The sequence below is a fragment of the Pseudomonas sp. PSE1(2024) genome, from assembly GCF_050990555.1.
Classification (GTDB): domain Bacteria; phylum Pseudomonadota; class Gammaproteobacteria; order Pseudomonadales; family Pseudomonadaceae; genus Aquipseudomonas; species Aquipseudomonas aphyarum.
In genome coordinates this window covers 473,298-481,799 of sequence record NZ_CP158967.1, presented here as the reverse complement: position 1 = coordinate 481,799, position 8,502 = coordinate 473,298, and the positions used below count along the sequence as shown (strand labels likewise).

Sequence of the window (8,502 nt, the reverse complement as noted above, 5' to 3'; positions counted from 1 at the left end):
ACCTCCATGCACTTAAAGAAACTCGCTGCCACTCTGCTCATCTGCGCCTTGCCGGCCGTCAGCCAGGCCCGTGACACGGCGGTGTACCTGCCGTTCGACAAGGCCGTCGCCGAAGCGACCCGCACCGGCAAGATCGACGGCAGCGTGAAGTTCTATCTGGCGGGCAACGCCCCGGCCGGCAAAGTCACCGTCGTCACCCCCGGCGCCGTGACCAACAAGAAGACCAACGCCTTCAACAAGACCGACCAGGAAGCCTGCGAGTGGGTCGTGCAATCGGCGATCATCAGCCTGCACCAGGCCGCGAAAAGCGCCGGCGCCAACGCCGTGACCAACATCGTCAGCTTCTACAAGAGCAACGAGCGCAAGGATGCGAAAACCTACGAATGCCACGCGGGCGCAATCATGGCCGGCGTAGCGTTGAAGGGCGATCTGGCGACGGTTCAGTAACGGCCGGAAACGACAAAGGGCGCCTTTCGGCGCCCTTTTCTATTCAGATCATGTGCTGGCATGCAACTTCAGCCCCAGCGCTTTCATGACTTTGAGGATCGTTCCAAATTCAGGATTTACCTCGCCTGACAGTGCGCGATAAAGACTTTCCCTTGATAGCCCCGCATCCCGCGCGACCTGGGTCATGCCACGCGCCCGAGCAATCGTGCCAAGTGCCTTGGCAATAAAAGCCGGGTCGTCACCCGCCTCTTCCATGCAGGCGTCCAGATAGTTGGCCATGTCCTCTTCTGTCTTGAGGTACTCGGCTGAGTCCCAACGAGTGAATTGTTCGGTCATGGGTTTTGCTCCTGCCAGGATTCCGCGATGAGCCTGGCTTGCTTGATGTCTCGATATCAGCTGTAGCCGTTGAGCTACACGCACTCTACATGGACTTCTCTCTGTCCGATATACGGCGTCTACACTCGTCATACCCATGATTTGCTGCGCGTTACGTCAAGGAGATGACCATGCAAGCGAAAGACCTCATCGCCGCCGCCCTTTTCAGCCTGCTCCCCAGCGCCAGCCACGCCACCAATCTGATGTACATGCCGTTCGAAACAGTTGTGTCGGATGCAATGCGCGCCGGGCGGCTGGACGGCAGTGTGAAGTTTTATCTGGTCGGCAACGGGCCTCAGGGGACTCAGCGGTTGTTGCAGCGCGGCGTGGTCAGTGACTTGAAGACCAACGGTTTCAACAAGAGCGATCACGACTCCTGCGAGTGGGTGTTGCAGTCGAATCTGATTGCGCTGCAGGCCGAGGCCAAGCGTGTCGGGGCGAATGCGGTGACCAATATCGTCAGCTACTACGACCAGCATGTGCGCAAGGATCTGAACACTTATGAATGTCGGGCCGGGGTGTTTGTGACGCGGGTGGCGTTGAAGGGTGATCTGGTTCGGCTGCCCTGATCAACCGGCTTCAACCTTGCGCGTGAGCAACTCGACAAACGCCTTGGCCATCGGTGATTTCTGATCCTTGCGCTGCACCAGCCACACCGCCGTCACGGCCTCGGGATCGAGCAGCGGCCGATAGACCACGCCGTCGATGCGCATCCGCTGATACGACGCCGGCATCACTGACACGCCCAGACCTGCGGCCACCAGACCGATGATGGTCATGGCTTCGCCGGCCTCCTGGGCGAAGTGCGGGCTGAACCCGGCGTCGCGGGCCAGGCTGATCAGTTGCGAATACAGACCACTGCCGTAGCTGCGCGGGAAGAACACGAACGGCTCCAGAGCCAGCGCCGAGAGGAACAGCCCCTCTTCAGAGCCCTGTGCCAGCGGATGTTTGGAGCTGAGCACCGCGACCAATGGCTCGCGCATCAGTTCGACTACGCTCAGCGAATCCGGCAGGCCCAGCGGGCGCATGATGCCGACTTCGATCGATTCGTCCACCAACGCGTCGGCCACCATGGTGCTGCTCATCTCGCGCAGGTTCAGGTGCACGGCCGGGAAACGCTGACGGAAGGAAAATATCGCCTGGGGAATGGTCGAGTTGAACGGCGCCGACGAGGTGAAACCGATCTTCAACTCCCCCAGCTCGCCGAGTTGTGCACGGCGGGCCACGTCGGCCGCTTTATCGACTTGCGCCAGCACAAGCCGCGCCTCTTCCAGAAACAGTCGCCCGGCCTCGCTGAGCTCGACCCGACGATTGGTACGCTCGAAAAGCCGCGCGCCGACTTCCTGTTCCAGCGCCTGGATCTGCTGGCTCAGCGGTGGCTGGGAGATACCCAGCACTTGCGCGGCGCGGCCGAAGTGCAGTTCTTCGGCAACGGCGATGAAGTAGCGCAGATGACGTAATTCCATGGGCATCCCATTAGGTCGTGAAAGCTATCAAACAGGTCGAACAATATATTGGATAGAAACATTAGCCAGCTATATGATTTTTTCATTGCCTGCCTGCCCGCGCCCTCCGAGGTCTGATGTGAAAACCGCCGTCGCTCCACTGGCCCATGAAGTACCGCCCGCTACGGCGGACGATGTGCTGACCGAACTGCAAGAAATCTACATCGAGAAAGGCACGCCCGCGTTCATGCGCACGGTGCTCGCGCTGTTCAGCGGCGGCTTCGCTACCTTCGCCCTGCTGTACTGCGTGCAGCCGATGATGCCGCTGCTGTCCCACGAATATTCGATCAACGCGGCGCAGAGCAGTCTGATCCTGTCGGTGGCCACCGGCATGCTGGCGTTTGGTCTGCTGATCACCGGCCCGATTTCCGATCGGGTCGGGCGCAAGCCGGTGATGGTTGCCGCGCTGTTTGCCGCGGCCCTGTGCACCATCGCCAGTTCGATGATGCCGAGCTGGCACGGCGTATTGATCATGCGCGCGCTGATCGGGTTGTCGCTAAGCGGCCTGGCGGCGGTGGCAATGACTTACCTGAGCGAGGAAATCCATCCGCAGCACATCGGTCTGGCGATGGGTCTGTACATCGGCGGCAACGCGATTGGCGGGATGAGCGGGCGGTTGATCACCGGGGTGCTGATCGACTTCGTCAGCTGGCACACGGCGATGATGGTGATCGGTGGGCTGGCGCTGATTGCGGCGGCGGTGTTCTGGAAGATCCTGCCGGAGTCGCGTAACTTCCGCTCCCGCTCGCTGCATCCGCGCAGCCTGCTCGACGGCTTCACCATGCACTTTCGCGATGCCGGCCTGCCGCTGCTGTTCCTTGAAGCGTTCGTGCTGATGGGCGCGTTCGTCACCCTGTTCAACTACATCGGCTACCGCCTGCTGGCCGAGCCGTACCACATGGATCAGGTGTTCGTGGGACTGTTGTCGGTGGTGTACCTGTCGGGCATCTACAGCTCGGCGAAAATCGGTTCGCTGGCCGACAAACTGGGCCGCCGCAAAGTGCTGTGGGCCACCATCGCCCTGATGTTCGCCGGCCTCGCCCTGACGATGTTCACACCGCTGCCGCTGGTGATCATTGGCATGCTGATCTTCACCTTCGGCTTCTTCGGCGCCCACTCGGTGGCCAGTAGCTGGATCGGCCGCCGGGCGCTCAAGGCCAAGGGCCAGGCGTCGTCGCTGTACCTGTTCAGCTATTACGCTGGCTCGAGCATCGCCGGGACGGCGGGCGGGGTGTTCTGGCACATGGCAGGATGGAACGGGATTGGCCTGTTCATCGGCGCGCTGTTGCTGGTGGCGCTGTTGGTGGCGTTGAAGCTGGCGAAGTTGCCGCCGTTGGGTGGTGGCGAAAAGGTTTAGCCACAACTGCGCCCTAGCGGTAATCACGGGCCAAGGTACACTGACGGCATTCGCCTGCTTTGGTAAAGGGAAGCCAGAATGCGCCTGGACCGTCTCCACATTCAGAATTTTCGTTGCTACGAAGATGCTACTTTCGACTTTCAGCCAGGGTTCAATCTGGTGGTGGGGGTTAATGGGAGCGGGAAGACGTCGTTGTTGAATGCCGTAGCCCAAAGCTTTGGCGAGATATTCGCCTCGGCGGGCCACTCTATGAAGATATCCGATGATGACGATGTACGTACCGTTATCAACCATCACCAAAACGGAACCCGCTTTGAAAAGACTTTCCCACTGACGCTTGAATGCGAGGGAAATGCCTTTCAGAACCTGTTTTGGGCTCGAACAAAGCGCAGGCTTTCAGGTGATGAATTTGCACCTATACCTGTTTTGAACACGAAGAATTTCGGCCCGTCGACACTCGCAGAAAACACCGATATTCCGCTGATCGCTTTTTATCGCGCAGACCGTCGCTGGACTACCAGTAGCGCATCTACAGAACAGGCCGCATCGCTCAAATTATCGCGACTTGATGGTTATAAGAATTGGTCGAACGCAGCCACCAACCTGCAAGACTTTGAAAGTTGGCTCGTTAAAAAGACGTTGGAGCAACTGCAAAAAGCTTTTCGGTCTGCCAAGCCAGTAACTGAATTTTACGATGAGCTTTCACTGGTAAATTCTGCCTTGCAAGCGATGTTACCGGGCTCAAGTGGACTTTATTACGACGTCGAACTTGCGAGCTTGATTGTTGATATGGGCGGCAACGCCACTTCGAAGTTCAGCAATCTAAGTGATGGTCAACGCGGGATGGTTGCGTTGTTCGCCGATATCGCCCGACGCATGTGCATCCTCAATCCCCACATGGGCAAAGACGTCCTGAAGAACACCTCAGGCGTGGTCATCATCGACGAACTGGATATTCACCTTCACCCGGCCTGGCAACGCAGCATCGTGCCTGCATTGAGACAGGCTTTTCCCAAAGTCCAATTCATCGCCGCAAGCCATTCCCCACAAATCATCGGCAGCCTGAAACCTGTGGAAGTCATCGTGTTGCACAACGGGGATCCTACTCATCCGCGTGTCACCTACGGTCTGGATTCCAGCAGCGTGCTTGAAGAGGTAATGGGCGTTACGCAGCGCGAACCAGAGATCGAAGATCTGCTGTCCGAGCTTTTTTCCACGTTGGAAGACAACGACCTCGAAAAGGCAAAATCACAACTTGAGGCGCTGAAAAAGAAAGCCCCCGACCTACCGGAGTTCGCCGGCGCCGAAGCACTGATCAGGCGCAAGGAGATTCTCGGCAAATGAAGCGAGTGCTCAAAGGAACTGAACCCGCTTCATTTACAGATTGGAAAAACTCGGCGAACGACGAGTGGAGTCCAACTTACCCAACGCTACAAAACCCGCAAAAACGGGATTTGCATAATGCCCTGCTTAAGGAGCAAGGCTTCTTCTGCTGTTATTGCGGCCGGGAAATAGATGCCTCGACCAGCCATATCGAGCACTTCAGACCTCAAGAGCATTTCGAAGAGCTGGCGTTGGAGTTTCACAACCTTCATGCCTCCTGCCTGCGAGAAACCAAGCCCGGCAACCCGTTGCACTGCGGCCATAAGAAGGGCAACTGGTTCGACGAAAACCAACACATTTCTCCCACCGACGAGAACTGTGAACAGCGCTTCCGATATCTGCGAACCGGCGAAATCCAGCCAAAAGATTCTGACGACCTTCCCGCCACAAAGATGATCGAGGTACTGGCGTTAGACATTGCCTATCTCAAAAATCGACGTCAGGACACAATCCGCCGCCTCTTCGATGATGAGTTTGTCATGCAAGTCAGCGAAGAAGAGCTTGAGCGGTTGGTGACAGCGATCAGAAATACCGCGATTCCCAATCAAAAACCCTTCGACCACATCATCGCCCGCTACGCCGAGCAACTCCTCGGACGCTAAACCCATCGCAAATAAAAACGCCCGGCACAAGCCGGGCGTTTTTGTTTTCTAGCATTAGAGCTGAGCGCCGATTACTCGTGATACTGCGCCGACAACTCGTGCACCGCGCGCAGGAACGCGCCGGCGTGTTCCGGATCGACTTCCGGGGTGATGCCGTGGCCGAGGTTGAACACGTGACCACTGCCTTTGCCGTAGCTGGCGAGGATGCGCCCGACTTCGGTGCGGATCGCTTCCGGCTTGGCGTACAGCACGGTCGGGTCCATGTTGCCTTGCAGCGCGACCTTGTCGCCGACGCGTGCGCGGGCGTTGCCGATGTCGCAGGTCCAGTCCAGGCCCAGTGCGTCAGCGCCAGCGTCGGCGATGCTTTCCAGCCACAGGCCGCCGTTTTTTGTGAAGAGGATCACCGGCACCTTGCGACCGTCGTGCTCGCGGATCAGGCCGCTGACGATTTTCTTCATGTAGGCCAGGGAGAACTCCTGATACGCCGCCGCCGACAGGTTGCCGCCCCAGGTATCGAAGATCTGCACCGCTTGGGCGCCGGCCTGGATCTGGCCGTTCAGGTACGACGTCACCGACTGTGCCAGCTTGTCCAGCAGCAGGTGCATGGCTTGCGGGTTGTCGTAGAGCATCGCCTTGGTCTTGCGGAAGTCTTTCGACGAGCCGCCTTCGACCATGTACGTGGCGAGGGTCCACGGGCTGCCGGAGAAACCGATCAGCGGTACACGGCCGTTCAGTTCGCGGCGGATGGTGCTGACCGCGTCCATCACGTAGCCGAGGTCTTTGTGCGGATCCGGGATCGGCAGGGCTTCGATGTCGGCCAGGGTGCTGACGACTTTCTTGAAGCGCGGACCTTCACCGGTCTCGAAGTACAGGCCCTGGCCCATGGCATCGGGGATGGTGAGGATGTCGGAGAACAGGATCGCCGCGTCCAGTTGCGGATAGCGGTCGAGGGGTTGCAGCGTGACTTCGCAGGCGAATTCCGGATTCATGCACAGGCTCATGAAATCACCGGCCTGGGCGCGGATGGCGCGGTATTCCGGCAGGTAGCGGCCGGCCTGGCGCATCATCCACACTGGGGTGACGTCTACGGGTTGCTTGAGCAGGGCGCGGAGGAAACGGTCGTTCTTCAGGGCAGTCATGTCGGCATCCGGAAAAAAAGTGCGGGCATTTTCTCAGAGCGCGACGCAAAAGGCACGGATGCAGGTCAGCCTTTTGTCTATCGGGTCAATTTGTCGCGCTGGAAATGCGCTATCAGCAACACTGAGAAACAACTGTGGGAGCGAGCTTGCTCGCGAAGAGGGCTTCACATACAACATTGCTGTTGGCTGATCCACCGCTTTCGCGAGCAAGCTCGCTCCCACAGGGTTATTGCTTTTGGCTCAGGATCCGGGTTTAGACGCCTAGGTAATCCAGGATCCCTTCAGCCGCATTGCGGCCTTCGAAGATCGCCGTTACCACCAGGTCAGAACCGCGCACCATGTCGCCACCGGCGAAGATTTTCGGGTTGCTGGTCTGGTGCTTGTACTGACCTTGCTCGGGCGCAACGACGCGGCCCTGGCTGTCAGTCTGGATCTCGAACTGCTCGAACCACGGCGCCGGGCTCGGGCGGAAACCGAAAGCGATGACCACGGCGTCGGCCGGGATGATCTCTTCGGAGCCCGGGATCGGCTCTGGGCTGCGACGGCCACGGGCGTCCGGTTCGCCGAGACGGGTCTCGACCACTTTCACGCCTTCGACCTTGTCCTCGCCAACAATGGCGATCGGCTGGCGGTTGTAGAGGAATTTCACGCCTTCTTCCTTGGCGTTCTTCACCTCTTTGCGCGAGCCGGGCATGTTCGCTTCGTCACGACGATAGGCGCAGGTCACCGACTTGGCGCCCTGGCGGATCGACGTGCGGTTGCAGTCCATCGCCGTGTCGCCGCCGCCCAAAACCACGACCTTCTTGCCTTTCATGTCGACGAAATCTTCCGGCGACTTTTCAAAGCCCAGGTTGCGGTTGACGTTGGCGATCAGGAAGTCCAGCGCGTCATAAACACCCGGCAGGTCTTCACCGGCAAAACCGCCCTTCATGTAGGTGTAGGTGCCCATGCCCATGAACACGGCATCGTATTCGGCGAGCAGTTGCTCCATGGTCACGTCCTTGCCGACCTCGGTGTTGAGGCGGAATTCGATGCCCATGCCGGTGAAGACTTCGCGGCGATTGCTCAGCACGGTCTTCTCGAGCTTGAACTCGGGGATGCCGAAGGTCAGCAGACCGCCGATTTCCGGGTTCTTGTCGAACACCACCGGGGTCACGCCGCCACGCACCAGCACGTCGGCACAACCCAGACCCGCCGGGCCTGCGCCGATGATCGCGACACGCTTGCCGGTCGGTTTGACCTTGGACATGTCCGGGCGCCAGCCCATGGCGAACGCGGTGTCGGTGATGTATTTCTCGACCGAACCGATGGTCACCGCGCCGAAGCCGTCGTTAAGGGTGCAGGCACCCTCGCACAGACGATCCTGCGGGCACACCCGACCGCAGACTTCCGGCAGGGTGTTGGTCTGGTGCGACAGCTCGGCGGCCTGGAGGATGTTGCCCTCGGCCACCAGCTTCAGCCAGTTCGGAATGAAGTTGTGCACCGGGCACTTCCATTCGCAGTACGGGTTGCCGCAACCCAGGCAGCGGTGGGCCTGGTCGGCCGACTGCTGGGGTTTGAACGGTTCGTAGATTTCCACGAACTCTTTCTTGCGTTGACGCAACAGTTTCTTCTTCGGATCCTTGCGCCCGACATCGATGAACTGGAAGTCGTTATTCAGACGTTCAGCCATTGTTAAAACCTCATCAAACTCT

9 protein-coding genes are annotated in these 8,502 nt (G+C 59.1%); 5 read left to right on the top strand and 4 right to left on the bottom strand.

Features of this window, described 5'->3' with window-relative positions; all coding sequences use genetic code 11:
• The first annotated feature begins 6 nt into the window (after positions 1-6).
• The gene (locus tag ABTV87_RS02125) at positions 7-447 is read left to right on the top strand and encodes an excinuclease (protein ID WP_258712768.1); all 441 of its coding nucleotides are present in this window, start codon (positions 7-9) and stop codon (positions 445-447) included.
• 48 nt (positions 448-495) lie between these two features.
• On the opposite strand, the gene ABTV87_RS02120 is transcribed toward ABTV87_RS02125, so the two are convergent.
• A complete protein-coding gene (locus ABTV87_RS02120; protein ID WP_011332089.1) occupies positions 496-783 on the bottom strand; it encodes an addiction module antidote protein in 288 nt (95 codons plus the stop codon).
• A 170-nt stretch (positions 784-953) separates the two neighbouring features.
• Between ABTV87_RS02120 and ABTV87_RS02115 the strand changes: the two genes are divergently transcribed.
• The gene (locus ABTV87_RS02115; RefSeq protein WP_085608424.1) at positions 954-1,391 is read left to right on the top strand and encodes an excinuclease; all 438 of its coding nucleotides are present in this window, start codon (positions 954-956) and stop codon (positions 1,389-1,391) included.
• Here ABTV87_RS02115 and ABTV87_RS02110 read toward each other — a convergent pair whose 3' ends face one another.
• Positions 1,392-2,288, bottom strand: a complete 897-nt coding sequence (locus tag ABTV87_RS02110) for a LysR family transcriptional regulator (protein WP_039766450.1) — start codon at positions 2,286-2,288, stop codon at positions 1,392-1,394.
• 139 nt (positions 2,289-2,427) lie between these two features.
• Between ABTV87_RS02110 and ABTV87_RS02105 the strand changes: the two genes are divergently transcribed.
• The 3 genes from ABTV87_RS02105 (at position 2,428) to ABTV87_RS02095 (ending at position 5,669) form a co-directional block, all read left to right on the top strand.
• Complete coding sequence (locus ABTV87_RS02105) at positions 2,428-3,684, top strand: MFS transporter (RefSeq protein WP_433899830.1); 1,257 nt, start codon at positions 2,428-2,430, stop codon at positions 3,682-3,684.
• A gap of 78 nt (positions 3,685-3,762) precedes the next feature.
• Entirely contained in the window at positions 3,763-5,028 is a 1,266-nt protein-coding gene (locus ABTV87_RS02100; protein WP_258712766.1) for an AAA family ATPase, read from the top strand.
• Positions 5,025-5,669 (top strand): retron system putative HNH endonuclease, encoded by a 645-nt coding sequence (locus ABTV87_RS02095; protein ID WP_230734891.1) that lies wholly within the window; start codon positions 5,025-5,027, stop codon positions 5,667-5,669. The genes ABTV87_RS02100 and ABTV87_RS02095 overlap by 4 nt, the downstream gene beginning before the upstream one ends.
• 71 nt (positions 5,670-5,740) lie before the next feature.
• Here the strand turns inward: ABTV87_RS02095 and hemE are convergent, their stop codons facing one another.
• Positions 5,741-6,808 (bottom strand): uroporphyrinogen decarboxylase, encoded by a 1,068-nt coding sequence (hemE, locus tag ABTV87_RS02090; protein WP_258712765.1) that lies wholly within the window; start codon positions 6,806-6,808, stop codon positions 5,741-5,743.
• Between the two features lie 253 nt (positions 6,809-7,061).
• Positions 7,062-8,480 (bottom strand): FAD-dependent oxidoreductase, encoded by a 1,419-nt coding sequence (locus ABTV87_RS02085; RefSeq protein ID WP_007909438.1) that lies wholly within the window; start codon positions 8,478-8,480, stop codon positions 7,062-7,064.
• Between the last annotated feature and the right edge of the window lie 22 nt (positions 8,481-8,502).

Coding starts and splice junctions, on each gene's coding strand:
- ABTV87_RS02125 (WP_258712768.1), top strand. CDS start 7: ATGCACTTAAAGAAACTCGCTGCCACTCTGCTCATCTGCGCCTTGCCG.
- ABTV87_RS02120 (WP_011332089.1), bottom strand. CDS start 783: ATGACCGAACAATTCACTCGTTGGGACTCAGCCGAGTACCTCAAGACA.
- ABTV87_RS02115 (WP_085608424.1), top strand. CDS start 954: ATGCAAGCGAAAGACCTCATCGCCGCCGCCCTTTTCAGCCTGCTCCCC.
- ABTV87_RS02110 (WP_039766450.1), bottom strand. CDS start 2,288: ATGGAATTACGTCATCTGCGCTACTTCATCGCCGTTGCCGAAGAACTG.
- ABTV87_RS02100 (WP_258712766.1), top strand. CDS start 3,763: ATGCGCCTGGACCGTCTCCACATTCAGAATTTTCGTTGCTACGAAGAT.
- ABTV87_RS02095 (WP_230734891.1), top strand. CDS start 5,025: ATGAAGCGAGTGCTCAAAGGAACTGAACCCGCTTCATTTACAGATTGG.
- hemE (WP_258712765.1), bottom strand. CDS start 6,808: ATGACTGCCCTGAAGAACGACCGTTTCCTCCGCGCCCTGCTCAAGCAA.
- ABTV87_RS02085 (WP_007909438.1), bottom strand. CDS start 8,480: ATGGCTGAACGTCTGAATAACGACTTCCAGTTCATCGATGTCGGGCGC.